This is a genomic window from Streptomyces sp. NPDC059875 (genome assembly GCF_042731085.1).
Lineage (GTDB): Bacteria > Actinomycetota > Actinomycetes > Streptomycetales > Streptomycetaceae > Streptomyces.
Genome location: NZ_JBHWJZ010000017.1, coordinates 137,724 through 161,336, shown reverse-complemented (window position 1 = coordinate 161,336; position 23,613 = coordinate 137,724). Strand labels below are relative to the sequence as shown.

Sequence of the window (23,613 nt, the reverse complement as noted above, 5' to 3'; positions counted from 1 at the left end):
CTCCGTGGCTGTCCACAGGGTGTGGGCGGTGGTGTGATGATCAGTCCATGGACCCGATGAACGAGCAGGAGGTCCGGGAGTACCGGGCGAAGGTGTGGGGCGGTGCGCGGCGCAAGCTGTGGCACCACCCGGTCGACGGCGTGGTCGGGGAGCGCCTGCGGGAGCTGGCCGACTGGGCGGCGGCCGCGCAGGACGACGGCGGCCGGCTCGACGCGTACGGCGACGGGCTCGTCGAGGAGGTCGAGCGGCGGGTCGCCGACGCGCTCGGCCTCCCGGCCGCGGTGTTCTTCCCGACCGGGACGATGGCCCAGCAGGTGGCGCTGCGCTGCTGGTCGGGACGGACGGGGAGCCCGGTCGTCGCGCTGCACCCGCTCGCGCACCCGGAGGTCCACGAGGGTGGTGCGCTGGGTGCGGTGAGCGGGCTGCGCACGGTCCATCCGACGGACGAGCCGCGGCTGCCGACGGCCGACGAGGTGCGGGACCACCCGGAGCCGTTCGGGACGCTGATGCTGGAGCTGCCGCTGCGGGACGCGGGGTTCGTGCTGCCGTCCTGGGACGAGCTGGTCGAGGTCGTGGAGGCGGCCCGGGAGCGTGACGCAGTGGTGCACGTCGACGGCGCGCGACTGTGGGAGTGCGCCCCGCACTTCGGGCGCGGGCTGCGGGAGATCGCGGGGCTCGCGGACAGCGTGTACGTGTCCTTCTACAAGTCCCTGGGCGGGCTGTCGGGGGCGGCGCTGGCCGGCCCGGAGGACGTGATGGAGGAGGCGCGGGTGTGGCGGCACCGGTACGGGGGGCTGGTCTTCCAGCAGTACCCGGCGGCCGTGTCCGCGCTGCGGGGCCTCGAGCGGGAGCTGCCGCGGCTGCCCTCGTACGTGGCGCACGCGCGCGTGGTGGCGGCGGGGTTGCGGGCGGGGTTCGAGGAGGCGGGCGTGCCGTGGTTCCGCGTCCACCCGGAGCCGCCGCACACGCACCAGTTCCAGGTCTGGCTGCCGTACGACCCGGCGGTCCTCACGGCCGCGTCCGCGTCCTTCACGGAGGCGACAGACACGGTCCTCTTCCGCCGCTGGACCGCCCCGGGCCCGGGCGGCCCGCCGGGGTTGGCGATGACGGAGGTGACGGTGTCGGAACCGGGGCTGGAGTGGACGGAGGGGGACGTGCGGGAGGCGGTACGGGAGTTCGTGGCGCGTCTGGCGTGAGACGTCCCGCGCGGTCCGTGGGCGGGGGGCCGGGCGTCAGCCCGCCCGGGGGTGGAGCCAGCGGGTGAGGGTGGTGCGGAGGCGGCCTCGGGTCGGGCGGCCGGCTTCGGAGCGGCGGTGGGTGCGGAGCGCGCGGAGGGTCTCGATGTCGTGGGTGCCGGGCAGCGGCGGTGTGCGGTCCCCGTGCTGCTCGGCGCGGTAGCTGTCGAGGAGGTACTGGTGCAGTGCGTTCATGCACGTCACGATGCGCGGGGCAGCACCCGCGGTCGCGCCGATTGACGGGCACCGTCAAACGGGACGACGCCGGCCCCAACCCGACCCGCACCATAGGGGGGTGAGCGTGACCATCGACATCACCGGACTGCCGCACGAGCGGATCTCCTTCTGCCCCTCGCCGCTGGCCGAGCTCGGCGCCGCGCTGCACGCGCTGTCCGAGCCCGCGCATCACGCCCGGCTCCACGGGTGGACCACGACGACCTCCGCCGCCCTCGAGCCCGAGCTCGCCGACAGGCTGCACGAGGCCGAGTTCATGTGGCGGTCCACGCGGTCCGACTTCCTGCTGCCCGCCCAGCCGCGCGAGACGCTCGCCGAGGAGCTCGACGACCTCGACCGGATGGACGACGAGACGTACGTGGGCGCGGCGCTGGAGATCTCCTGCAGCAGCCAGTACGGGTCCGGCCTGCCCTCCCCCCTCGTCGACCCCCACGCCCGCCGCCGTGCCCTCGACCTGGCCGCCGCGCGCGGCCCCCGCCAGGCCGCGTTCGTCGAGCGGATGCTGGCCGATCCGCCCGGCACGCGCGCGTGGATCCGCCGGCTCCTGGAGGACTGCGAGGACGCGTTCTTCGCCGACACCTGGCGCCGGGTCCGCGTCCAGCTCGCCGCCGACGCCCGGCACAAGAACGAACTGCTCCGCCGCAAGGGCCTCGCCGACGCCGTCGCCGTCGTCTCCCCGGCCATGACCCTGGAGGAGGACGAGCGCGGCTCCCGGATCGTCATCGACAAGCTGGTCCACGGCCGGACCAGCGCCGCCGGCTCGATGCTGACGTTCCTGCCGACCGCCTTCGGCTGGCCGCACCTCCTCGCCCCGCACGCACCCGGCTGGCCGCCCGTGATCCAGTACCCGGTCTCCACCCGCGAACTCGCCGGCACCGCCCCCGTGGAGACGGTCAAGCTCCGCCTGGAGGCCGTCGCGCACCCGATGCGGATGCGGATGTGCCGTAACCTCGCCCGCGCCTCGTACACGACGAGCGAGCTGGCCGACGCGTACGGCATCACCGCTCCGGAGGTGTCCCGGCACCTCGCCGTCCTGAAGAAGGCCGGGCTGATCACCACCCAGCGCCGCGGCCGCTACGTCATGCACCAGCTCGACGTGACCGTCGTCGCCCGTCTGGGCAGCGACTTCCTCGAAGCCGTCCTGCGCTAGCGCCCACCCGCCCTCAGGCCGAGCTCCACGGCCCCGACCACCTCGTCCGCACCCGAACGGGCAGCGGCACGCGCGGTCAGACCGCTCCGCCGCCCGCCCGCACCAGGCCCGTCTCGTACGCGAGCACCACCACCTGCACCCGGTCGCGCAGGTCCAGCTTCGTCAGGATGCGGCCGACGTGCGTCTTCACCGTCGCCTCCGACAGCACCAGCCGCGCGGCGATCTCCCCGTTCGACAGGCCCTGCGCCACCAGGAGCATCACCTCGCGCTCCCGGTCGGTGAGCCGGTCCAGCTCCTTGTGCTGCGGCTCCTTCCCCGACGACGGCAGCATCGGCGAGAAGCGGTCGAGCAGCCGGCGCGTGGTCGACGGGGCCACGACCGCGTCGCCGCTGTGCACGGAACGGATCGCGCCGAGCAGCTCGCTCGGCGGCACGTCCTTCAGCATGAAGCCGCTCGCGCCCGCCTTCAGCCCGGAGAAGGCGTACTCGTCCAGGTCGAAGGTGGTCAGGATCAGCACCTTGGGAGCGTCGGGCTCCGCGCAGATCCGCCGGGTCGTCTCGACCCCGTCGAGCTTGGGCATCCGTACGTCCATCAGCACCACGTCCACGGCCGTGGACCGCAGCACCTCCAGCGCCTCCACGCCGTCGCCCGCCTCAGCGACGACGTCCATGTCCGGCTGGGCGGCGAGCACCATGCGGAAGCCGGTGCGCAGCAGCACCTGGTCGTCGACGAGCATCACGCGGATGGACATGAAGATCCTTAAGGGTCGTCAGTGGGCGGGCTTCAGGGGGAGCAGGGCGCTGATGCGGAAGCCGCCCCCGGGGCGCGGCCCCGCGTCCAGGGTGCCGCCGACCATGCCGACCCGCTCGCGCATGCCGATCAGGCCGTGGCCCCGGCCGTCGGCGCCGCCGTCCTCGTACATCTCGTGGGTCGCGCCCCGCCCGTCGTCCTCGACGAGGAGACCGAGGCCGTCGTCGAAGTACACCAGACGGACGCTGGCCCCGACGTCCGGACCGCCGTGCTTGCGGGTGTTGGTGAGCGCTTCCTGCACGATCCGGTACGCGGTGAGCTCGACGCCGCTGGGCAGCGGCCGCGGCGTCCCCTCGATCCGGAAGTCGACGGTCAGACCGGCCCCGCGGACCTGCTCGACGAGGTCCTCGATCTGCTGGACGTCGGGCTGGGGCACGTACTCCCCGGCCTCCTTGTGCTCGCCGGTACGCAGGATGCCGAGCAGCCGACGCATCTCGGCGAGCGCCTGGCGGCCGGTGGAGGAGATCGTCTCCAGGGCCTGCTTGGCCTGCTCGGGCGAGGCGTCCATGACATAGGCGGCGCCGTCGGCCTGGACCACCATCACCGAGACGTTGTGCGCGACGACGTCGTGCAGCTCGCGGGCGATCCGGGCGCGCTCGGCGGCGACCGCGACCTTCGCCTGCGCTTCGCGTTCCTGCTCCAGGCGGGAGGCACGCTCCTCCAGCTGTGCGAAGTAGGCGCGGCGGGTGCGCAGGGAGTCGCCGAGCACCCAGGCGAGCGCGAACGGCACGGTCATGATGATCGTGAAGAAGACGTGGGCCGCGGTGGAGTTGATCTCCTGCTGGTCCGACCAGCGCAGCTGGGACAGGGTCGCGGCGCTCAGACCGCCGATCAGCGCCAGGCGGGAGGCCCAGCGCGGCCCGTCGTGCGCGGCGACCGTGTAGATGATCAGCAGCATCGCGAAGTCGGCGAAGAAGGGCATCAGCCCGAACGCGAGCTGGGCGATGCCCACGAGGACCGTGAGCACCAGCATCTTCTCGGGCTCGCGCCGGCGCAGCGCGACGACCAGCGACAGCAGCAGCGCGACGACCCCGTACGCGACGGGGTTGTCGATCGGCGGGTAGGTCGAGCCCACCCACAGCAGGGAGAACCCGAGGAGGACGACGGCCCAGAAGCTGTCGACGCCCGTCGGGTGTCTGCGGATGAAGTCGTAGAGGCGCTGCACGTAACCCAGCGTAGGGAAAGCGGATAGGTGCAGGGGTCAACCGTGGGGTCGATCCTTGGCGTGAAGGCCGTACTCCGCAAGGTGGAGACTGGACCGCGTGACGGATGAGACGTGTCAGTGGCAGGGGTGGCGCGAGGCCACGGAGCAGGCGCTGTACGGCCCCGGGGGCTTTTTTCTGCGCCCCGAGGGCCCCGCCGGTCACTTCCGCACCTCGGTGCACGCGTCCCCGCTCTTCGCGGGGGCCGTGACCCGCCTGTTGACGGGGGTGGCTGAGGAGCTGGGGACGGACGAGCTCGCGTTCGTGGACATGGGCGCGGGGCGCGGGGAGCTGGTGACGGGCGTGCTGGCCGCGGCGCCGACGGGGCTTTCGGTACGGGCGTACGGCGTCGAGCGCGCTGCCCGGCCGGCGGGACTCGACCCCCGGGTCGAGTGGACGGACCGGGTGCCGGAGGGGGTCCGGGGACTGCTCTTCGCGAACGAGTGGCTCGACAACGTGCCGGTGGACGTGGCGTGCGTGGACGAGGCGGGGGCTGTCCGGTACGTCGAGGTGCGGGCGGCGGACGGGGCGGAGCGGCTCGGGCGGGTCGTCGAGGGACCGGACGCGGAGTGGCTGGAGCGGTGGTGGCCGCTGCGGGAGCCCGGCGAGCGGGCGGAGATCGGGCGGGCGCGGGACGAGGCGTGGGCGGCGGCGGTCGGTTCGCTGGCGGCGGGGACGGCGGTGGCGGTGGACTACGGGCATGTACGGGAGTCCAGGCCGCCGTTCGGGACGCTGACGGGGTTCCGGGCGGGGCGGGAGGTGGAGCCGGTGCCGGACGGGTCGTGCGATCTGACGGCGCATGTGGCGATGGACGCGTGCGCCTTGGCCGGCGGGGCGGGGTCGGAGCTGGTGACGCAGCGGGAGGCGTTGCGTCGCCTCGGCGTCCGGGGCGAGCGGCCGCCGCTTTCGCTGGCGTCGAGCGACCCGGGGGCGTATGTGCGGGCGCTCGCCTCCGCGGGTGAGGCGGCCGAGCTGACCGCGCGCGGGGGGCTGGGGGACTTCTTGTGGCTGACGGTGAGGGTGCCGGGGCCGTAAGCGCGGGGCGCTCGGGGCGGACGGGCCTGACAGGGCGCCGCTCCCGTGGGTTGTGCCCACCCTCACCCAGACTTCGTCCGGGGGGACCCCCAGCCCAGCGGAACAGTTGCCCACAACGGGTGAGGGGCATTGGGGCCCGACCTGCGGGATGGGTTCCCATGGCGGGTGGTCCGGAAGGGATACTGGGCCCATGACGGAGACGACGGTCGGAATCGGCGGGGCGGCGGAGAGCACCGACATGGTGCTGAACATCGGGCCGCAGCATCCCTCGACCCATGGTGTGCTCCGCCTTCGCCTCGTTCTGGACGGCGAGGTGATCCAGCACGCCGAGCCGGTCATCGGGTACATGCACCGCGGCGCCGAGAAGCTCTTCGAGGCGCGCGACTACCGGCAGATCATCATGCTCGCCAACCGCCACGACTGGCTGTCCGCGTTCTCCAACGAGCTCGGTGTCGTCATGGCCGTCGAGCGGATGCTCGGCATGGAGGTCCCCGAGCGGGCCGTCTGGACCCGCACCCTGCTCGCCGAGCTGAACCGGGTGCTCAACCACCTCATGTTCCTGGGGTCGTACCCGCTCGAACTGGGCGGTATCACCCCGGTCTTCTACGCGTTCCGTGAGCGCGAGGAGCTCCAGGCCGTGATGGAGGAGGTCTCCGGCGGCCGGATGCACTACATGTTCAACCGGGTCGGCGGGCTCAAGGAGGATCTGCCGGCCGGGTGGCTCGGACGGGCCCGGGCGGCCGTCGCCGATGTGCGCTCGCGGATGGACGTGTACGACAAGCTCGTCCTCGGCAACGAGATCTTCCGGGGCCGTACCCGTGGCGTCGGCGTCCTCACCCCCGAGACGGCGCACGCGTACGGCGTCTCCGGGCCCATCGCCCGCGCCTCCGGCGTCGACTTCGACCTCCGGCGCGACGAGCCGTACCTGGCGTACGGGGAGCTCCAGGACACGCTGAAGGTCGTCACCCGCGAGGAGGGCGACTGCCTCGCCCGCTTCGAGTGCCTCCTCGGGCAGACCCACAACTCCCTGGACCTCGCCGACGCCTGCCTCGACCGGATCGACGACCTTCCGCCGGGGCCGATCAACCAGCGGCTGCCGAAGGTGCTCAAGGCGCCGGAGGGCCACACGTACGCCTGGACCGAGAACCCGCTCGGCATCAACGGCTACTACCTGGTCTCCAAGGGCGAGAAGACGCCGTACCGCCTCAAGCTCCGCTCGGCGTCCTTCAACAACATCCAGGCGCTGACCGAGCTGCTGCCGGGCACGCTGGTCGCCGACATGGTCGCGATCCTGGGTTCGCTGTTCTTCGTCGTCGGCGACATCGACAAGTAGATCGGCCAGTAGTCAGCCCGCGTGGCGCATCACGACGTAGTCCCTCGGGTCCTTCTCCCCGGGCGACACGCGCCGCTCGACGCTCCAGCCCCAGCGCTCGTAGCGCTCGCGCAGCTCCGGCACGTCGAGCGTCATCAGCAGGCGCGGTGCGGGGGCCCCGGCGAGCAGGGCGTCGTGCAGGGTGCGGCCCAGGCCGCGGCCCTGGTGGGCCGGGGCGACGACGAGTTCGGCGAGCTCGAAGGTCTGCTCCGCGCCGGAGAGGGCGCTGTCGACCCAGCCGGCCGCGAAGCCCGTCAGGGCGTCGTCCGCGTCGAGGCCGGCCACGCAGCGGAAGTCCGGCTGCCCGGCGTGGGCGAGGAGCCGCTCCACGGTCCGTACGGCGCCGCGGGGTGTGTCGTGCCAGGGCGCGCCGCAGAAGGCCTGCGCGCACAGGGCGATCAACTCGTCCCGGCGTCCGGCCACTTCGCCGGCGCCGAGGGCGGAGGTCACGAGTTCACGGCTCCGCGCAGCTCCGCCACGTCGATCTGCTCGGTCTCGTCGTGCGCGGTCAGGTCGATGACCTGGCCGATCGCCCGCTGTTCGGGGGTGCGCCGGGCGACGGTCGCCAGGACCTCCTCGCCCACGACGTCCGCGAGGTCGGCGTCCTGCACCGCCTCGATGGCGGCCGCCGCCTTCTGCGTACCGAAGAAGTCGAAGCCTCCCTCGGGGCGCGGGGCGCGGCGGGCGGCGTAGGGGACGATCGCGGACGCGGCCGGGACGGGCCGGACGGCGGGCAGGGTGGAGGGCGCGGGAACCACGGCGGTCGACGGGCGAGCGTGCTGCTCGGTACCGGCGGCCGCCGCGTGCTTCCCCTGCGGCTCCTCCGTCTCCCGGGCGCGCTCGGCCAGATCGCGGCTGCGGGCGGCCTCGGCGGTGCGGCGGGCCTCCTGGGCGGCGGCGTTGCGCGCGAGGTTGCGCAGGGCGTCGGCGGCCTGGCGGTACGCGGCCGGGGTCGGCGTGGATCCGGCGGCCGGCAGCTCCTTCGCGGGCGCGGCCGACTCCAGGGCGAGCTGCCTGCGGCCCTCGAGGGCGCTGGCGCGCTCGGTCTCGGCAGTGGCGTACCGGCGCAGCAGCGCGGCGTGCTCGCCCCGCAGACCGGCGAGTTCGACGCGCTTGGCGCGCAGCTTCGTGTCGAGCTTGGCGCGCAGCTCGCGGGACTCCTCGAGGTCGGCCTCGAGCTCGGCTATCCGCTCCTCGGTCTTCCACTGGTCCGCGGTGCGGGCCCGGGTCAGCTCGGCGACCTGCCGGCCGGCGCTCCGGTCCCAACTGCGCATGATGACGCCACCGGTGACCGCAGCCGCCGCGGCGGCCGCCACGAGCAGGCGCAGCGCCACGGGATCGGCGAGCAGCCAGGCGCCCGCGGCACAGACGACCGACGCTCCGGCGACCGCCGAGGGCGGCAGGAGCTTGTGCAGGGGAGGGGAATGGCGGTGGCGTCCACGTGGCATGGCCTGAAATTTACCGTGCGTAGGCGCCGTATGGGGTGTCGGCCCGGCAATCTCTTGGCCACTTCTCGCCGCCGTTCTCACCGCCGGGGCGCCACCCCGGTCGGAGCGGGCCGACTCCCCTTACCCGACCCCTACTTCTTGACCAGCCCCTTCGACTCCAGATAGGCCTTCGCGACGTCCTCCGGCTTCGCCCGCTCCGCGTCCACCTTGCGGTTCAGTTCGGCGAGATCGGCCGTCGTGAGGACCTTTGTGATCTTGTCGAGCGCGGCGGCTATCTCCGGCGATCCGGCGTCCTTGGCATTGACGACCGGCAGCACATTGTCGGCGTTCTGCAGCTTCTTGTCGTCGGTCAGGAAGACCAGACCGAAGCTCTCGATCGTCGCGTCCGTCGTGGTGGTCAGCACCAGCTGGTCCACGCCGTCCTTGACCGCCTGCTTGGACTGCGGGGTCCCGACGCCCTTGGGGTCGATCCCGGTCACGTCGATCCCGTAGGTCTTCTTCAGGCCCGGTGCGCAGAACGGCCGTATCTCGCATTCGTCACCGGCCGCGATCCTCACCTTCAGCTTGGCGGCGCCGAGATCGGAAAGCGTCGTGAGCTTGTTCTTCTCGGCGAATTCCTTCGACACCGCGAAGGCGTTCTGGTCGACCGCCTCGCCGACCGCGAGGACCTTCAGTCCGAGCGGCTCCGCGAGCTTCTTCAGCGCCGCGACCGTGGCGGTCGCGTCCCCGGACGCCACCGGCTTCTCCTCGGGCGCCTTCGGGCCGTTCACCTTGGCATTGAGGAATTCCGCGATCGTCGCCGCGTATTCCGGTACGACGTCGATCTCGCCCTTCTCCAGCGAGGGTTCGTACAGCTCACGGTTCTTCACCGTGGTGATGCTCGCGGAGTATCCGGCGTCGTTCAGCACCTGCGCGTACAGCTCGGCGAGCACCTTCGACTCGGTGAACGCCGCGGCGCCCACGACGAGCGAGCCCTTGCCCGAACCGGCGGCGGTGCTGCCGCCGCCGCCCGTCTTCTCCAGGCTGTCGCCGCCGCACGCGGCGAGCGAGACGGTCAGCGCCGCCACGCCCAGTACCGCACCCGCGATACGCGAGGTCCTGCTCACGAGATCACCCATCCCAGTCGTCGTTCGTCTCACGCTTCACTTCTTCGGGGCCGGCGGCCGAGCAGCCGGTCCGCCCCCACCAGCACCACTTCCACCAGGAGGGCGAGCAGCGCCACGAGCAGCGCGCCCGCGACCACCTGCGGGGTGTTGTACGTGTTGAATCCGGCGGTGATGATCCGGCCCAGGCCCCCCTGGCCGACCATCGCCGCGATGGTCGCCGTGGCGACCACCTGCACGGCCGCCGAGCGCAGGCCCGTCATGACCAGCGGGCGGGCGAGGGGCAGTTCGACCTTCCGGAAGACCTGGCCGCCCGACATCCCCATCCCCCGGGCCGCCTCGACCATCGCCCGGTCGACCTCCCGCATCCCCACGTACGCGTTGGTGAGCAGCGGCGGCACCGCGAAGAGCACCAGCGCGATCACCGTCGGGACGTAACCGGCGTTGCGCAGCGGCGACACCATGAAGAGGGCGAGCACCGCGAAGACGGGGATCGCCCGCCCGGCGTTGGAGACGTTGACGGCGACCGCGCCGCCCTTGCCGAGGTGTCCGAGCCCCAGCCCCACCGGCAGCGCGATGGCGCAAGCGACAAGGAGCGCGACCCCGCTCACGTACACGTGCTCACCGAGCCGGTGCCACACCCCGCCGTCGCCCGCCCAGTGGGCGCCGGTGGTCAGCCAGCTCCAGGCGTCCGCCATGACCCCCATGTCACTCCACCCCCGGCGCCGTGCGGATGCGGGTCCACGGCGTGAGGAGCCGCTGGACGCCCAGGAGCAGCAGGTCGGCGGCGACCGCGAGGAGCACACACAGCACGGAGGCGGCGAGCACCTGCGCCTTGAAGAACGTCGGCAGCGCGTCCTCGATGAGGTTGCCGAGACCGCCGCGCCCGACGATCGAGCCGACCGTCGTCAGCGCGATCGTGGAGACCGTCGCCATGCGTATGCCGGCCATCAGGGCCGGGAGCGCGAGGGGCAGTTCGACCTCCCACAGCAGCCGGCCCGAGCCGTACCCCATGCCGCGCGCGGCCTCTCTCGTCTCGGCCGGCACCGCCGCCAGCCCCGCCAGGATGTTCCGTACGAGGATCGTCAGCGAATACAGCACGAGCCCGGTCACCACCAGCGCCGCGGAGAGCCCGAAGAAGGGCAGCAGCAGCGAGAACATCGCCAGGGACGGGATCGTGTACAGCAGCGTCGTCAGGCCGAGGACCGGACCGGCGAAGCGCGGCCGCGCCCGCACGAGCAGCGCCATCGGAAAGGCGACGGCGAGCCCGATCAGTACGGACACGACGGTGATGCCCACATGTTGGACCGTGGCGTCGGTCAACTCCTGGCTGCGGGTGCGCAGATACTCACCGCAGATCCAGTCGTTCGTCACCAGACAATTCGACGTGCTCATGTGCCTCCCCCCGGTCGCCCGCAGTTGCCGAACGTATGTCCAGCGACCCTAACCCCCGCCACTGACAAACGCCGAGGACCGCCACAATGCGGCAACACGCCCTTCACACGCGCCCGGCCACCAGACGTCAGAATGGGGAACCATGATCCGGTTCGAGCAGGTGACCAAGCGGTACGAGGACGGCACGACGGCCGTCGACGACCTCTCCTTCGAGGTCGCCGCGGGGGAACTGGTCACGCTCGTCGGCCCGTCCGGCTGCGGCAAGACCACCACGATGAAGATGGTGAACCGGCTCATCGAGCCGACCGAGGGGCGCATCCTCCTCGATGGCGAGGACATATCCGCGATCGACCCGGTCCAGCTGCGCCGCCGGATCGGCTACGTCATCCAGCAGGTCGGCCTCTTCCCGCACCGTACGGTCCTCGACAACACCGCGACCGTCCCCCACCTCCTCGGCGCCCCCCGCGCCCGGGCCCGCGCCCGCGCCGCCGAACTCCTCGACCTGGTCGGCCTCGACCCGAAGAAGTACGGCGACCGCTACCCCGAACAGCTCTCCGGCGGACAACGCCAACGCGTCGGCGTGGCCCGCGCGCTCGCCGCCGACCCGCCCGTGCTGCTGATGGACGAGCCCTTCGGAGCGGTCGACCCCGTCGTCCGCGAACGCCTGCAGACCGAGTTCCTCAGGCTCCAGTCGCAGGTCCGCAAGACCGTCCTGCTGGTCACCCACGACCTGGAGGAGGCCGTCCGCCTCGGCGACCGCATCGCCGTCTACGGACAGGGCAGGATCGAGCAGTTCGACACCCCGGCCAGGGTGCTCGGCGCCCCCGCCACCCCGTACGTCGCCGAGTTCGTCGGCGCCGACCGCGGCCTCAAGCGGCTCTCCGTCACCCCGATCGACTCCACCGCCCTCGAGGAGGCCCCCGTCCTGCGGTCCGGCGACGGCGCGCCCACGACCCCCCGGCCCGAGAGCCCGTGGTCCCTGGTCCTCGACTCCGACGGCCGGGTCGCGGGCTGGGTGTCGGCGGACGACCCCGACCGCACCCGCCCGGCCCCCGAACCGGTCCCGCTCGGAGCCTCCCTCCGGGAGGCGCTCGGAGCGCTCCTGCAGAACGACACCGGCTGGCTCCCCGTCGTCGACCCCGCCGACGGCGGCCGGTACGCCGGCGTGCTCACCCCGGCGGGTGTCCACCGGGCGCTCCGCCGGGCGCAGCCGACGGCCGGACCGGACTCCGCCCCGCAGGCCGACCCGACGTCCGCCCCGGAACCCCCCGAGGCACCCGAGTCCCCCAAACAGCTCAGTTCGCGCTGAGCCGACCGCTCATCCACACAAGACCCGGCGGGATCTCCCGGTTCCAGGTGTTGAAGTTGTGCCCGCCGCTGTCGAGCGTGATGGAGGAGACCCGCGCCGGGGCCTTCACCTTCCTGACGAAGTCGCGCGTCGCCGTGCGGTTGTCCTCGCCCTCCTGCGACGTGGTCACGAGGAACGACGACTTCCCCTGCGGCGCGTGGTCCAGGCTCCACAACAGGTCGGCCCGCTTGCGCGCCGCACCGTCGCCGTGGAACAGATCGCCGGTCGTCACGTCCTCCGCCGCCTTGTAGTACGCCGAGAAACCCGCGCCCGCCGCGAACCTGTCCGGATGGTGCAGCGCGATCTTCAGCGCGCAGTAGCCGCCGGTCGAGTTCCCCATGAAGCCCCAGTTCCGCGCCTTCGTCCCCACCCGGTACGTCTCCGAGACCGCCTTCGGCAGGTCCTCGGCGAAGAAGGTCTCGGTCTGCGGCCCGCCGGGGATGTCCACGCACTCGGTGTCCCGGGGCGGCGCCACGGTCGGCCGCATCATCACCAGGATCATCGGCCGCATCTTCTTCTCCTTGGCCTGCAGGAAGGCCGTCTTCGGGTACTTCAGCCCCTTGAGGAGGTTCTCGGCCGTGCCCGGATAGCCCGTCAGCACCACCGAGGCGGGAAAGGTGCTCTTCGCGTACTCCTTCTGGAAGTACTCCGGCGGCAGGTACACATAGGCCGGGGAGTCGATCTTCGACTTCTCGCCGGCGATGACCACCTTCTGGATCTGACCGCCGACCGCCGGACGGCCGCCGCCGGGCACGTCCAGCGCCTGCGTGCCGACGACCTTGATGTCCTTGGAGCCGGCCGAGTGGTCGACGACCACCCCCAGGTCCTGCTCCTGGCCGAACAGGTCCGACCAGGAGCCGTAGAAGAGGAAGGAGTTGTTCGCCGCGAGACCGACCGAGGCGAACAGCGCGAGCTGGGTGGCGAGCAGCAGCCCGATCCGGCCGAGGACGGACCGCACGCCCCCGCGGGCCAGCCGCGGCCACAGCCAGACCGTGGCCGCGAACAGCACCACCGCCACCACGACGGCCAGCGCCAGAACCTTGTTGCTGGTGAGACCCATGAGACGCCCCGAGCCCTCTTCCTGAGAATTTCCTGTGCCTGAATGAACCCGCTCCCCCGCGAAGCCGTCCTAGAAGGCGCAAAACCTCCGGCACGGCTCGCTCCTGACCACCGCGCGCCGCCGGACCACAAATCTTTCGCGGAGCCACGGGAAGCACGGGAAGCGATGTCTGTCACGGTAGATGGGGACAAATCAGGATCGGTTCCGGTTCGGGTGCGCCGGATTCTGCGCGGTCCCCGCCCCGAGAAGGTCCCCTCCCTCGTCGGTACGGCCTGCACCCTCATCGGCCTGATCGACATCGCCGCGGGCGTCTTCCCGCGCTTCCGGGCCAGCCGGATGCACGCCGTCGCCGAGGTCCTCCCCGGCACGCTCGGGCCGCTCTCCGCGGCCCTCTCCCTCAGCGCAGGCGTCCTGCTCCTGCTGCTCGCCCACGGCCTCAAGCGCCACAAGCGCCGCGCCTGGCGAGCCGCCGTCGTCCTGCTGCCGCTCGGCGCCCTCGCCCAGTTCGTCTGGCGCCACTCCGTCCTCGGCGCCCTGCTCTCCCTCGCGCTGCTCGCCCTGCTGCTGCGCCACCGGGACCAGTTCGCCGCCCTGCCCGACCCCCGCAGCCGCTGGAAGGCGCTCGCCAACTTCGTCCTCATGGGCGCCGGATCCATCGTCCTCGGCCTCGTCATCGTCAGCGCCCACCCGCGCCGCGTCATCGGCAGCCCCAGCCTCACCGACCGCCTCGAACACGTCCTGTACGGACTCTTCGGCTTCGAAGGCCCCGTCGGCTACACCGGCAACGTCGACTGGACCGTCGGCTACTCCCTCGGCGCCCTCGGCATGCTGACCGCGCTCACCACCATCTACCTGGCCTTCCGCCCCGAACACCCCGCCGCCCGACTCACCGAGGACGACGAGACCAGGCTGCGCGCCCTCCTCGACAAGCACGGCGCCCGCGACTCCCTCGGCCACTTCGCCCTCCGCCGCGACAAGGGCGTCGTCTTCTCCCCCAGCGGCAAGGCCGCCGTCTGCTACCGCGTCGTCTCCGGCGTCATGCTCGCCAGCGGCGACCCGATCGGCGACGTCGAGGCCTGGCCCGGCGCCATCGACCGCTTCATGGACGAGGCCAAGGCCCACTCCTGGACCCCCGCCGTCATGGGCTGCTCCGAGACCGGCGGCGAGGTCTGGACCCGCGAGACCGGCCTCGACGCCCTCGAACTCGGCGACGAGGCGGTGGTGGACGTCGCGGATTTCTCCCTCTCCGGGCGCGCCATGCGCAACGTGCGCCAGATGGTGAAGCGGATCGAGCGCAACGGCTACACCACCAAGGTCCGTCGCGTCCGTGACCTGTCCGACGGCGAACTCGCCCGCGTCCGCCGCGCCGCCGCCGACTGGCGCGGCACCGACACCGAGCGCGGCTTCTCCATGGCACTCGGCCGGATCGGCGACCCCGGCGACGGAGACGCCGTCATAGCCACCGCCCACAAGGAAGATCCCGACTCCCCCTACGGCGACCTCAAGGCGATCATCCACTTCGTGCCCTGGGGCGCCGACGGCATGTCCCTGGAACTCATGCGCCGCGACCGCTCCGCCGACCCCGGCATGAACGAACTGCTCATCGTCGCCGCCCTCCAGGAGTCCCCCCGCCTGGGCATCGAACGCGTCTCGCTCAACTTCGCCATGTTCCGCGCCGCCCTCGCCCGCGGCGAGAAGATCGGCGCGGGACCCGTCCTCCGGGTCTGGCGCGGACTGCTCGTCTTCCTCTCCCGCTGGTTCCAGATCGAGTCCCTGTACAAGTTCAACGCCAAGTTCCGGCCCCGCTGGGAGCCCCGCTTCGTCGTCTACCGCAAGAGCCGCGACCTGCCCCGCATCGGCTTCGCCGCGATGCAGGCCGAAGGCTTCGTGAACCTCGAACTGCCCCGCCCCTTCGCCCGCCGCCGAGCCGCCGCCAAGGCCCGCCCCTGCGCCCACATCGTCGCCCCGCAGGCGGACCGGGAGGTCCGCGCGGCCTGACCCCGGGCCTGCCCCCTGGACAGGCCGGCACCCCCGGCGCAGGCAGCCCCTAGTCTGGACATATGAGTACGTTGATCGGTCGGGGCACGGCCACGGGCCTGCCGGAGTGGGACCGCTGCGCGGTCATGGGCGTCGTGAACGTGACACCGGACTCCTTCTCCGACGGCGGCCGCTGGTTCGACACCACGGCCGCCGTCAAACACGGGCTCCACCTCGTCGCCGAAGGCGCCGACCTCGTCGACGTCGGCGGCGAGTCCACCCGCCCCGGCGCCAGCCGCGTCGACGAGGAGGAAGAGCTGCGCCGCGTCGTCCCCGTCGTCCGCGGCCTCGCCGCCGAAGGCGTCACCGTCTCCGTCGACACCATGCGCGCCTCCGTCGCCCGCGCCGCCGTGGCGGCGGGCGCCACACTCGTCAACGACGTCAGCGGCGGCCTCGCCGACCCGGACATGGTCCCCGCCGTCGCCGCCGCCGAAGTCCCCTTCGTCGTCATGCACTGGCGCGGCTTCAGCCAGGACATGAACAGCCTCGCCGTCTACGACGACGTCGTCGGCGAGGTCGTCACCGAACTGCGCCACCGCATGGAGGCCGTCGTCGAGGGCGGCATCGCCCCCGAACGGATCGTCATCGACCCCGGCCTCGGCTTCGCCAAACTCGCCCCCCACGACCTCGCCCTCGTCGCCCACCTCCCCGAACTGCGCGCCCTCGGCAGGCCCCTGCTCGTGGCCGCCTCCCGCAAGCGCTTCCTCGGTCACGTCCTGACCCGCGAAGGCGCCGCCCCGCCCCCCGCACGCGAACGCGACGCCGCCACCGCCGCCGTCTCCGCCATCGCCGCCCACGAGGGCGCCTGGGCCGTACGGGTCCACGAGGTCAGGGCCACCGCCGACGCCGTCCGGGTCGCCCGAGCAGTCGAGGGAGCCGCGTGACCCACCCCACCGACACCGAAGCGGTCGAGGCCGCCAACACCGCCTTCTACGAGGCGATGGAACGCGGCGACTTCGAAGAGATCTCCACGCTCTGGCTCGACGACGGCGCCACCCCCATCAGCTGCGTCCACCCCGGCTGGCCGGTGCTCTCCGGCCGCGGCGAAGTACTCCGCTCGTACGCCCTGATCATGGCGAACACCGAGTACATCCAGTTCTTCCTGACGGACGTCAAGGTCTCCCTCGCCGGCGATGTGGCCGTGGTCACCTGCACCGAGAACATCCTCAGCGGCGGACCGGCCGAGGACGGGGCCGAACTCGGACCCCTCGTCGGCCAGCTCGTGGTCGCCACCAATGTGTTCCGCCGCACATTCGAGGGCTGGCGGATCTGGTCCCACCACGGCTCCCCGGTCCTCACCGAATCGGACGAGGAAGAGGACGAGGAACCCGGCTCCTGACCGGGTTCCCCGGTCCTTTCGGGTGACGCCGGGGATTGGAATCCGGCGCTCTGGGTAGGGGCCGCTCCCAGCCCCTGTGGCCGTCGCCGCAGCCCCCCGTGGGCAAGCGCTGTCGGTGCCCGCAGGTAGATTCGATGCTGGACACCCGGCCGTCCGCACCCGGCTGCGTGGCCACAAGAACTACGACAGCAGGAGTGATTCGCGTGGATCGTGTCGCGCTGCGCGGCCTCAAGGCCCGAGGACACCACGGCGTCTTCCCCAAGGAACGCGAGGAAGGCCAGACCTTCATCGTGGACCTCGTCCTCGGCCTGGACACCCGTCCCGCGGCAGCCGACGACGACCTGACGAAGACCGTGCACTACGGCGTCGTCGCGGAGGAAGTCGTCGATGTCGTCCAGGGCGAGCCGGTGGACCTGATCGAGACGCTCGCCGAGCGGATCGCCCAGCAGTGCCTCAAGCACCCCGGCGTCCAGGAGGTCGAGGTCGTCGTCCACAAGCCGGACGCGCCGATCACGGTCCCCTTCGACGACGTGACCATCACCATCACCCGGAGCCGAGTATGAAAGCCACGCACAGCGACCCGACCGTGCAGCCCGTACCCGCCTCCGTCGTCGAGGCGGTCGACGCCGCCGACGTGACGCTCTCCAACCCCAAGTGGGCGGTCATCGCACTGGGCGCCAACCTCGGCAACCGCCTGGAGACCCTCCAGGGCGCCGTCGACGCCCTCGAGGACACCCCGGGCCTGCGGGTCAAGGCCGTCTCCCCCGTGTACGAGACGGAGCCCTGGGGCGTCGAGCCCGGCTCCCAGCCCTCGTACCTCAACGCGGTCGCCCTGGTGAAGACGACCCTGCCGCCCAGCTCCCTCCTGGAGCGGGCCCACGCCGTCGAGGAAGCCTTCCACCGCGTCCGCGAGGAGCGCTGGGGCTCCCGCACCATCGACGTCGACATCGTGGCGTACGCCGACGTGGTCTCCGACGACCCCGTCCTCACGCTCCCCCACCCCCGCGCCCACCAGCGCGCCTTCGTCCTCGCCCCCTGGCACGACGTGGACCCCGAGGCCCAGCTGCCCGGACACGGCCCGGTCGCGGACCTGCTCACGGCGGTCGGCCAGGCCGGCGTCGTGCCGCGCGCCGACCTGGAACTCCGTCTGCCCGAGTAGTCGTTACGCTCGTGGGACACCACCCCCGCGACGACACGAAGGACACTCGGTGAAACAACTGCGGCTCAAGGTTCTCGCCGGACTGTTCATCGTGGCCGGAATCCTGTCCTGGGGCGCCGCGCGCCTCTGGGACGCGGTCGGCACCCTGCCGAGCGTGCCACTCGCCGCGCCGATCGTCCTCGCAGCGATCGCGGTCGTCCTGACCGCGACGGCCCTCTCCATCCGAGCCCGCCTCAAGGCCCAGCGCGAGCGCCGCCCCGGCGCGAAGGGCGTGGAACCGCTGATGGCGGCCCGCGCGGTGGTCTTCGGCCAGGCGAGCGCCCTGGTCGCCGCCCTGGTCGCCGGCATGTACGGCGGCACGGGCGTCTTCCTCCTCGGCTCCCTGGACATCCCGGCCCGCCGCGACCAGGCGATCTACGCCGGCTTCTCGGTCCTGGCCGGCTTCGCCGTGATCGCGGCGGCCCTCTTCCTGGAACGCGTCTGCAAGCTCCCGGAGGACGAGGAGAACGGCAAGGGCACGGCCCCGGTCGCCTAGGACCAGAACGCGTCGTACCCGGTCGGGTCAGTGGTGACGACCCAGCCCTCGGCGATCTTGCTGTCCCGCATGTGGAGGACGAGGGCGAGGTCCATGTCGAGCTGCTTGCCGTCACGGGACGCCGTGACATGGAGCAGAGCGACCATGTGCTCATCGTTGGCGAGGACATCGTGGAGCTGCGCGCGGTACGTGCCACCCGTCAGCTGGAACTCCCGGCCGAGCAACGCAAAGGTGTCCTCGCGCCCCCGGTAGTCACCGGCCAGCAGGTTCCTGCCCCCGATGTGCCAGACCACATCGGGGTGGAATTCCTGCGTCAGTGCGTCCATGTCGCCGGCCGAGAAGGCGGCCAGGGCGCGGTGGAACACGGCGACATGCGGGTGATCGGTCATCGGGGCCTCCAGCGGTCTCCCCGGCAACGTATGCCGCACGACGAGTCACCGCGCGCGGCGTTCGTCCATCGGGCGGAACGCAGGCGCAGGGCCCGGGCGGGTCCCGTGCGGACCTGCTACCTCGCCATGATCAGGCTCATCGCCTCGTTGCGGGTCGCGGGGTCGCGGAGCTGGCCGCGGACGGCCGAGGTGATGGTCTTCGCGCCCGGCTTGCGGATGCCGCGCATCGACATGCACATGTGCTCGCACTCGAAGACGACGATGACGCCGCGCGGCTCCAGGATCTCCATCAGCGAGTCGGCGACCTGCGTGGTCAGCCGCTCCTGGACCTGCGGGCGGCGGGCGTAGACGTCGACCAGGCGGGCCAGCTTCGACAGGCCGGTGATCTTGCCGGAGGTCGAGGGGATGTAGCCGACGTGGGCCACGCCCCTGAACGGGACGAGATGGTGTTCACAGGTGCTGTACACCTCGATGTCCTTGACCAGCACCATCTCGTCGTGACCGAGGTCGAACGTGGTCGTCAGGACGTCCTCGGGCTGCTGGCGCAGGCCCGCGAATATCTCCTGGTAGGCCCGCGCCACCCGCCCCGGCGTCTCCCTCAGCCCCTCGCGGTCCGGGTCCTCGCCGACCGCGATGAGGAGCTCTCGTACGGCGTTCTCGGCGCGCTTCTCGTCGAACTCGCCGATCGTGCCCTCGCCGTCCAGCGTCACCGGGTCGGTCATCTGTGCCTCGTTCCGTCTGACTCATGGCGCGAAATGTGCCGCGCCCCCACAGGCTAAAACCTGTGGGGGCGCGGCATCCATTCCGGGTGGTCGGAGGTCAGGCCTCCGGGGCCTCCTCGGGGGCGACCTCGATCGCCTTGGTGGTGTCCACCGGTGTGCTGCCGTTCGCGCCGTTCGTCAGGGCCAGCTCCTTGGGGGAGAGGACCGGCGGGCGGGTCGAGGGCGTGCGGCGGGACGAGCCCGTCCAGGCCGGGCGGGCCGGGCGCTTGACGATCGGGGCGAAGATCTCGGCGATCTCCTCCTTGCCCAGCGTCTCCCTCTCGAGGAGCTGCAGGACCAGGTTGTCGAGGACGTCACGGTTCTCGACGAGGATCTCCCACGCCTCGTTGTGCGCGGTCTCGATGAGCTTCTTGACCTCTTCGTCGACCAGCGCGGCGACCTCTTCCGAGTAGTCGCGCTGGTGCGCCATCTCGCGGCCGAGGAACGGTTCGGTGTTGTCGCCGCCGAACTTGATCGCGCCGAGCCGCTCGGTCATGCCGTACTGCGTGACCATCGCGCGTGCGGTGGCCGTGGCCTTCTCGATGTCGTTCGCCGCGCCCGTGGTCGGGTCGTGGAAGACGAGCTCCTCGGCCGCGCGCCCGCCCAGCATGTACGCGAGCTGGTCGAGCATCTCGTTGCGCGTGGTCGAGTACTTGTCCTCGTCCGGGAGCACCATCGTGTAGCCCAGGGCCCGGCCGCGGGACAGGATGGTGATCTTGTGGACCGGGTCGGAGTTCGGCGAGGCCGCCGCGACCAGGGCGTGACCGCCCTCGTGGTACGCGGTGATCTTCTTCTCCTTGTCCGACATGATCCGGGTCCGCTTCTGCGGGCCCGCGACCACACGGTCGATCGCCTCGTCCAGGGAGTGGTTGTCGATCAGCTTCTTGTCCGAGCGGGCGGTGAGCAGCGCCGCCTCGTTCAGGACGTTGGAGAGATCGGCACCGGTGAAGCCGGGGGTCCGGCGGGCGACGGCGCCGAGGTCGACGTCCGGGGCGACCGGCTTGCCCTTCTGGTGGACCTTGAGAATCTCCAGACGGCCCTGCATGTCCGGGCGGTCGACGGCGATCTGCCGGTCGAAGCGGCCGGGGCGCAGGAGCGCCGGGTCGAGGATGTCGGGCCGGTTCGTGGCGGCGATCAGGATGACGCCGCCCTTCACGTCGAAGCCGTCCATCTCGACGAGGAGCTGGTTGAGGGTCTGCTCGCGCTCGTCGTGGCCACCGCCGAGTCCGGCACCGCGGTGACGGCCGACGGCGTCGATCTCGTCGACGAAGACGATCGCCGGGGCGTTCGCCTTGGCCTGCTCGAAGAGGTCGCGGACCCGGGAGGCACCGACACCGACGAACATCTCGACGAAGTCGGAGCCGGAGATCGAGTAGAACGGCACACCGGCCTCGCCGGCGACGGCCCGCGCGAGGAGGGTCTTGCCGGTTCCGGGCGGGCCGTAGAGCAGCACGCCCTTGGGGATCTTGGCGCCGACGGCCTGGAACTTCGCCGGCTCCTGGAGGAATTCCTTGATCTCGTGGAGTTCCTCGACGGCCTCGTCGGAGCCCGCCACGTCGGCGAAGGTGGTCTTCGGGGTGTCCTTGGTGATCAGCTTGGCCTTGGACTTCCCGAAGTTCATGACTCGGGAGCCGCCGCCCTGCATCTGGTTCATCAGGAACAGGAAGACGACCACGATGAGGACGAAGGGGAGCAGCGAGAGCAGCACCGACAGGAACGGGCTCTGCCGCTCAGGGGAGACGGTGTAGCCCTTGTCCAGGGCGCCGGAGGCGGACTGGTCCTGGAGCGTGGTGGTCAGGTTGGCGCCCTGGTCACCGATGTAGCTGGCCTGGATCTTGGTGCTGCCGCCGTACTTGTTCTTGTCGGCGTCCTTCTTGAGTTCGACCTTGATGACCTGCTCGTCGCCGGTCGTCAGCTTGACCTGGTCGGCCTGCTTGTCATTGATCGCCTGGACGACCTTGCTGGTGTCCACCGTCTTGTAGCCCTCGGACGAGCCGACCACCTGCATCAGCACGACCACGGCGAGGACGGCCAGCACGATCCACATGACCGGCCCACGGAAGTATCGCTTCACGTCCATCCATACGGAGCGAGAACGCTCCGTCCCTCCTGCCCGTAGGTAAATGCTGCTGTGAGAGCTGCTATGAGAAAAAGCTGTTCTTCGGAAGGTACCTCAGCACGGGGACCCGTGACCGCCTTCCCTTGCTCCAACGGCGGGGAGGCGGTACGGGTTCCCGTGCCTCAGCCGCCGTAGACGTGCGGCGCGAGCGTGCCGACGAAGGGGAGGTTGCGGTACTTCTCCGCGTAGTCGAGGCCGTATCCGACGACGAACTCGTTGGGGATGTCGAATCCGATCCACTTCACGTCGATCGCGACCTTCGCCGCGTCCGGCTTGCGCAGCAGCGTGCAGACCTCGAGGGAGGCCGGCTCGCGCGAGCCCAGGTTGGACAGCAGCCACGACAGCGTCAGTCCGGAGTCGATGATGTCCTCGACGATCAGGACGTGCTTGCCCTTGATGTCGGTGTCGAGGTCCTTGAGGATCCGGACGACGCCGGAGGACTGGGTGCCCGCTCCGTAGGAGGAGACGGCCATCCAGTCCATGGTGACGGGGGTGGACAGCGCGCGCGCCAGGTCCGCCATCACCATCACGGCACCCTTGAGGACGCCGACGATGAGCAGGTCCTTGCCCGCGTACTCCGCGTCGATCTTCGCGGCCAGCTCGGCCAGCTTCGCGTCGATCTCTTCCTTGGTGATGAGCACCGACTTGAGGTCGGTGCCCATGTCCTTCTCGTTCACCCGGGTCACTTTCGTTGCAGCTTGCGACTGTGCAGTCAGCCTTGCCGAATGACCAGTCTGCCACCCTGTCGCCGTGCCTCGACGCGACCGGGCAGATTGATGGCCCCTTGGCCGCGCCAGCCGGTGATCAGCCGGTCGACCTCCTCGATGTGGCGGGCGAAGAGGGAGCCGGCGGGTGCGCCCTCGGCGATCATGGCGCGGCGCAGGATGCGGCGGCGGACCGCGGGCGGGAGTCCGAAGAGTTTGGCGCACTCGAGCCGGCCGGTCTCGTCGCGTACGGCGGATTCCGCGTCGGCGGCCCAGGAGTCGAGGGCGTCGGCGTCGTCGCGGGAGAGCTGGGCCGTCCGGGCGAGGGCTTCGACGACGCCTTTGCCGAGGGCCTTCTCCAGCGCGGGCAGGCCTTCGTGGCGGAGCCGGGAGCGGGTGTAGGCGGGGTCCGCGTTGTGGGGGTCGTCCCAGACGGCCAGTTCCTGGGCGACGCAGGCCTTGCGGACGGTCTGCCGGTCGAGCTCCAGGAAGGGGCGGCGGTAGCGTCCTGCGGCGCCGGAGACGGCGGCCATGCCGGACAGGGAGCGGATGCCGGAGCCGCGGGCGAGGCCGAGGAGGACGGTTTCGGCTTGGTCGTCGCGCGTGTGGCCGAGCAGGACGGCGGCGGCGCCGTGGCGCTCGGCGGCCTCGTCGAGGGCGGCGTAGCGGGCGTCGCGGGCGGCGGCCTCGGGCCCTCCTTCGCGGCCGACGGTGACGGAGACGGCTTCGACGGGGTCGAGTCCGAGCGCGGCCATGCGGCCGGCGACCTCGGCGGCGCGCTGGTCGGAGCCGTCCTGGAGGCCGTGGTCGACGGTGATGCCGCCGGCGCGGACGGCGAGTTTGCGGGCTTCGAAGGCGAGCGCGGAGGCGAGCGCCATGGAGTCGGCGCCTCCGGAGCAGGCGACGAGGACAAGCGGAGCGACCCGGTCCGGGGAGGGGCCGAGGGGGTGCTTGTCGGGTGCCGTGGCGGCGTCGGTCTGGTGCTCGGTGAGAACGTCGTGGAGTACGCGGCGGACCGCCAGGCGTATCGCCGCGACCGCAGGATGGGGACCCATGTCCGGTGCCCTTCGTGATGGGGTGGGGTGCCTCGGTCGGAGTCTTAACGGTCGGAAGAGGGGGTTCGGTCACTCAGAGTGCGTCGATGGTGACAGAACCTGGCCGTTACCCGAGCATTGCAC

25 protein-coding genes are annotated in these 23,613 nt (G+C 71.5%); 11 read left to right on the top strand and 14 right to left on the bottom strand.

Annotated features, from left to right (window positions below; all coding sequences use genetic code 11):
* Nucleotides 1-47: 47 nt before the first annotated feature.
* On the top strand, nt 48-1,196 hold the full coding sequence (locus ACFV9D_RS21970) for a threonine aldolase family protein (protein ID WP_385148609.1): 1,149 nt from the start codon (nt 48-50) through the stop codon (nt 1,194-1,196).
* A 36-nt stretch (nt 1,197-1,232) separates the two neighbouring features.
* On the opposite strand, the gene ACFV9D_RS21965 is transcribed toward ACFV9D_RS21970, so the two are convergent.
* Nucleotides 1,233-1,430 (bottom strand): hypothetical protein, encoded by a 198-nt coding sequence (locus tag ACFV9D_RS21965; RefSeq protein ID WP_385148606.1) that lies wholly within the window; start codon nt 1,428-1,430, stop codon nt 1,233-1,235.
* Between the two features lie 100 nt (nt 1,431-1,530).
* Between ACFV9D_RS21965 and ACFV9D_RS21960 the strand changes: the two genes are divergently transcribed.
* Entirely contained in the window at nt 1,531-2,619 is a 1,089-nt protein-coding gene (locus ACFV9D_RS21960) for a DUF5937 family protein (RefSeq protein WP_385148603.1), read from the top strand.
* 76 nt (nt 2,620-2,695) lie between these two features.
* Here the strand turns inward: ACFV9D_RS21960 and ACFV9D_RS21955 are convergent, their stop codons facing one another.
* Together ACFV9D_RS21955 and ACFV9D_RS21950 are read right to left on the bottom strand one after the other, a co-directional pair.
* Complete coding sequence (locus ACFV9D_RS21955; RefSeq protein ID WP_385148600.1) at nt 2,696-3,370, bottom strand: response regulator; 675 nt, start codon at nt 3,368-3,370, stop codon at nt 2,696-2,698.
* Nucleotides 3,371-3,388: 18 nt separating this feature from the next.
* Nucleotides 3,389-4,594 (bottom strand): sensor histidine kinase, encoded by a 1,206-nt coding sequence (locus ACFV9D_RS21950; protein ID WP_385148597.1) that lies wholly within the window; start codon nt 4,592-4,594, stop codon nt 3,389-3,391.
* Nucleotides 4,595-4,691: 97 nt separating this feature from the next.
* Here ACFV9D_RS21950 and ACFV9D_RS21945 point away from each other — a divergent pair, with 97 nt between their 5' ends.
* Together ACFV9D_RS21945 and ACFV9D_RS21940 are read left to right on the top strand one after the other, a co-directional pair.
* The gene (locus tag ACFV9D_RS21945; protein ID WP_385148594.1) at nt 4,692-5,666 is read left to right on the top strand and encodes an SAM-dependent methyltransferase; all 975 of its coding nucleotides are present in this window, start codon (nt 4,692-4,694) and stop codon (nt 5,664-5,666) included.
* 190 nt (nt 5,667-5,856) lie between these two features.
* Nucleotides 5,857-6,999: an NADH-quinone oxidoreductase subunit D gene (locus ACFV9D_RS21940; RefSeq protein ID WP_385148591.1), complete on the top strand. Its 1,143-nt coding sequence runs from the start codon at nt 5,857-5,859 to the stop codon at nt 6,997-6,999.
* 12 nt (nt 7,000-7,011) lie between these two features.
* Here the strand turns inward: ACFV9D_RS21940 and ACFV9D_RS21935 are convergent, their stop codons facing one another.
* The 5 genes from ACFV9D_RS21935 to ACFV9D_RS21915 form a co-directional block, all read right to left on the bottom strand.
* A complete protein-coding gene (locus ACFV9D_RS21935; protein ID WP_385148588.1) occupies nt 7,012-7,488 on the bottom strand; it encodes a GNAT family N-acetyltransferase in 477 nt (158 codons plus the stop codon).
* Nucleotides 7,485-8,486, bottom strand: coding sequence for a hypothetical protein (locus tag ACFV9D_RS21930; RefSeq protein ID WP_385148585.1), 1,002 nt, complete (start codon nt 8,484-8,486; stop codon nt 7,485-7,487). Before ACFV9D_RS21930 ends, ACFV9D_RS21935 begins: the two co-directional genes overlap by 4 nt.
* Nucleotides 8,487-8,617: 131 nt before the next feature.
* Entirely contained in the window at nt 8,618-9,604 is a 987-nt protein-coding gene (locus ACFV9D_RS21925; RefSeq protein WP_385148582.1) for an ABC transporter substrate-binding protein, read from the bottom strand.
* Between the two features lie 17 nt (nt 9,605-9,621).
* Nucleotides 9,622-10,296 (bottom strand): ABC transporter permease, encoded by a 675-nt coding sequence (locus ACFV9D_RS21920; RefSeq protein WP_385148579.1) that lies wholly within the window; start codon nt 10,294-10,296, stop codon nt 9,622-9,624.
* 1 nt (nt 10,297) lies between these two features.
* Nucleotides 10,298-10,984 carry an ABC transporter permease gene (locus tag ACFV9D_RS21915; protein ID WP_385148576.1) on the bottom strand — a complete coding sequence of 229 codons (687 nt, stop codon included), beginning with the start codon at nt 10,982-10,984 and terminating at the stop codon, nt 10,298-10,300.
* Between the two features lie 142 nt (nt 10,985-11,126).
* On the opposite strand from ACFV9D_RS21915, the gene ACFV9D_RS21910 reads away from it, so the two are divergent.
* On the top strand, nt 11,127-12,293 hold the full coding sequence (locus ACFV9D_RS21910; protein WP_385148573.1) for an ABC transporter ATP-binding protein: 1,167 nt from the start codon (nt 11,127-11,129) through the stop codon (nt 12,291-12,293).
* Here ACFV9D_RS21910 and ACFV9D_RS21905 read toward each other — a convergent pair.
* A complete protein-coding gene (locus ACFV9D_RS21905; RefSeq protein ID WP_385148570.1) occupies nt 12,280-13,392 on the bottom strand; it encodes an alpha/beta hydrolase in 1,113 nt (370 codons plus the stop codon). The genes ACFV9D_RS21910 and ACFV9D_RS21905 overlap by 14 nt on opposite strands.
* A gap of 165 nt (nt 13,393-13,557) precedes the next feature.
* On the opposite strand from ACFV9D_RS21905, the gene ACFV9D_RS21900 reads away from it, so the two are divergent.
* The 6 genes from ACFV9D_RS21900 (at nt 13,558) to ACFV9D_RS21875 (ending at nt 18,462) form a co-directional block, all read left to right on the top strand.
* Nucleotides 13,558-15,390, top strand: a complete 1,833-nt coding sequence (locus ACFV9D_RS21900) for a phosphatidylglycerol lysyltransferase domain-containing protein (RefSeq protein ID WP_385148567.1) — start codon at nt 13,558-13,560, stop codon at nt 15,388-15,390.
* Nucleotides 15,391-15,452: 62 nt separating this feature from the next.
* Entirely contained in the window at nt 15,453-16,313 is an 861-nt protein-coding gene (gene folP / locus ACFV9D_RS21895; protein WP_385148564.1) for a dihydropteroate synthase, read from the top strand.
* Entirely contained in the window at nt 16,310-16,768 is a 459-nt protein-coding gene (locus ACFV9D_RS21890) for a nuclear transport factor 2 family protein (RefSeq protein ID WP_385148561.1), read from the top strand. The genes folP and ACFV9D_RS21890 overlap by 4 nt, the downstream gene beginning before the upstream one ends.
* 203 nt (nt 16,769-16,971) lie before the next feature.
* Nucleotides 16,972-17,331, top strand: coding sequence for a dihydroneopterin aldolase (gene folB, locus ACFV9D_RS21885; protein ID WP_361676937.1), 360 nt, complete (start codon nt 16,972-16,974; stop codon nt 17,329-17,331).
* Nucleotides 17,328-17,927 (top strand): 2-amino-4-hydroxy-6-hydroxymethyldihydropteridine diphosphokinase, encoded by a 600-nt coding sequence (gene folK / locus ACFV9D_RS21880; protein WP_385148558.1) that lies wholly within the window; start codon nt 17,328-17,330, stop codon nt 17,925-17,927. The genes folB and folK overlap by 4 nt, the downstream gene beginning before the upstream one ends.
* 49 nt (nt 17,928-17,976) lie before the next feature.
* Entirely contained in the window at nt 17,977-18,462 is a 486-nt protein-coding gene (locus ACFV9D_RS21875) for a DUF3180 domain-containing protein (protein WP_385148555.1), read from the top strand.
* Here ACFV9D_RS21875 and ACFV9D_RS21870 read toward each other — a convergent pair.
* From ACFV9D_RS21870 to tilS, 5 genes are all read right to left on the bottom strand, one after another.
* Nucleotides 18,459-18,851, bottom strand: a complete 393-nt coding sequence (locus ACFV9D_RS21870; protein WP_385148552.1) for a nuclear transport factor 2 family protein — start codon at nt 18,849-18,851, stop codon at nt 18,459-18,461. The two genes, ACFV9D_RS21875 and ACFV9D_RS21870, sit on opposite strands and share 4 nt — an antisense overlap.
* A 116-nt stretch (nt 18,852-18,967) precedes the next feature.
* On the bottom strand, nt 18,968-19,573 hold the full coding sequence (gene folE / locus ACFV9D_RS21865) for a GTP cyclohydrolase I FolE (protein ID WP_361676946.1): 606 nt from the start codon (nt 19,571-19,573) through the stop codon (nt 18,968-18,970).
* Nucleotides 19,574-19,670: 97 nt separating this feature from the next.
* The gene (ftsH, locus tag ACFV9D_RS21860) at nt 19,671-21,692 is read right to left on the bottom strand and encodes an ATP-dependent zinc metalloprotease FtsH (RefSeq protein WP_385148548.1); all 2,022 of its coding nucleotides are present in this window, start codon (nt 21,690-21,692) and stop codon (nt 19,671-19,673) included.
* Nucleotides 21,693-21,853: 161 nt separating this feature from the next.
* Entirely contained in the window at nt 21,854-22,393 is a 540-nt protein-coding gene (hpt, locus tag ACFV9D_RS21855; protein ID WP_132917781.1) for a hypoxanthine phosphoribosyltransferase, read from the bottom strand.
* Between the two features lie 50 nt (nt 22,394-22,443).
* Nucleotides 22,444-23,490: a tRNA lysidine(34) synthetase TilS gene (gene tilS, locus ACFV9D_RS21850; RefSeq protein ID WP_385148545.1), complete on the bottom strand. Its 1,047-nt coding sequence runs from the start codon at nt 23,488-23,490 to the stop codon at nt 22,444-22,446.
* Nucleotides 23,491-23,613: the final 123 nt, after the last annotated feature.

Coding starts and splice junctions, on each gene's coding strand:
- ACFV9D_RS21900 (WP_385148567.1), top strand. CDS start 13,558: ATGTCTGTCACGGTAGATGGGGACAAATCAGGATCGGTTCCGGTTCGG.
- tilS (WP_385148545.1), bottom strand. CDS start 23,490: ATGGGTCCCCATCCTGCGGTCGCGGCGATACGCCTGGCGGTCCGCCGC.
- ACFV9D_RS21965 (WP_385148606.1), bottom strand. CDS start 1,430: ATGAACGCACTGCACCAGTACCTCCTCGACAGCTACCGCGCCGAGCAG.
- folP (WP_385148564.1), top strand. CDS start 15,453: ATGAGTACGTTGATCGGTCGGGGCACGGCCACGGGCCTGCCGGAGTGG.
- ACFV9D_RS21940 (WP_385148591.1), top strand. CDS start 5,857: ATGACGGAGACGACGGTCGGAATCGGCGGGGCGGCGGAGAGCACCGAC.
- ACFV9D_RS21955 (WP_385148600.1), bottom strand. CDS start 3,370: ATGTCCATCCGCGTGATGCTCGTCGACGACCAGGTGCTGCTGCGCACC.
- ftsH (WP_385148548.1), bottom strand. CDS start 21,692: ATGGACGTGAAGCGATACTTCCGTGGGCCGGTCATGTGGATCGTGCTG.
- folE (WP_361676946.1), bottom strand. CDS start 19,573: ATGACCGACCCGGTGACGCTGGACGGCGAGGGCACGATCGGCGAGTTC.
- ACFV9D_RS21930 (WP_385148585.1), bottom strand. CDS start 8,486: ATGCCACGTGGACGCCACCGCCATTCCCCTCCCCTGCACAAGCTCCTG.
- folK (WP_385148558.1), top strand. CDS start 17,328: ATGAAAGCCACGCACAGCGACCCGACCGTGCAGCCCGTACCCGCCTCC.
- ACFV9D_RS21905 (WP_385148570.1), bottom strand. CDS start 13,392: ATGGGTCTCACCAGCAACAAGGTTCTGGCGCTGGCCGTCGTGGTGGCG.
- ACFV9D_RS21970 (WP_385148609.1), top strand. CDS start 48: ATGGACCCGATGAACGAGCAGGAGGTCCGGGAGTACCGGGCGAAGGTG.
- ACFV9D_RS21915 (WP_385148576.1), bottom strand. CDS start 10,984: ATGAGCACGTCGAATTGTCTGGTGACGAACGACTGGATCTGCGGTGAG.
- ACFV9D_RS21925 (WP_385148582.1), bottom strand. CDS start 9,604: ATGGGTGATCTCGTGAGCAGGACCTCGCGTATCGCGGGTGCGGTACTG.
- ACFV9D_RS21910 (WP_385148573.1), top strand. CDS start 11,127: ATGATCCGGTTCGAGCAGGTGACCAAGCGGTACGAGGACGGCACGACG.
- ACFV9D_RS21920 (WP_385148579.1), bottom strand. CDS start 10,296: ATGGGGGTCATGGCGGACGCCTGGAGCTGGCTGACCACCGGCGCCCAC.
- ACFV9D_RS21870 (WP_385148552.1), bottom strand. CDS start 18,851: ATGACCGATCACCCGCATGTCGCCGTGTTCCACCGCGCCCTGGCCGCC.
- hpt (WP_132917781.1), bottom strand. CDS start 22,393: ATGGGCACCGACCTCAAGTCGGTGCTCATCACCAAGGAAGAGATCGAC.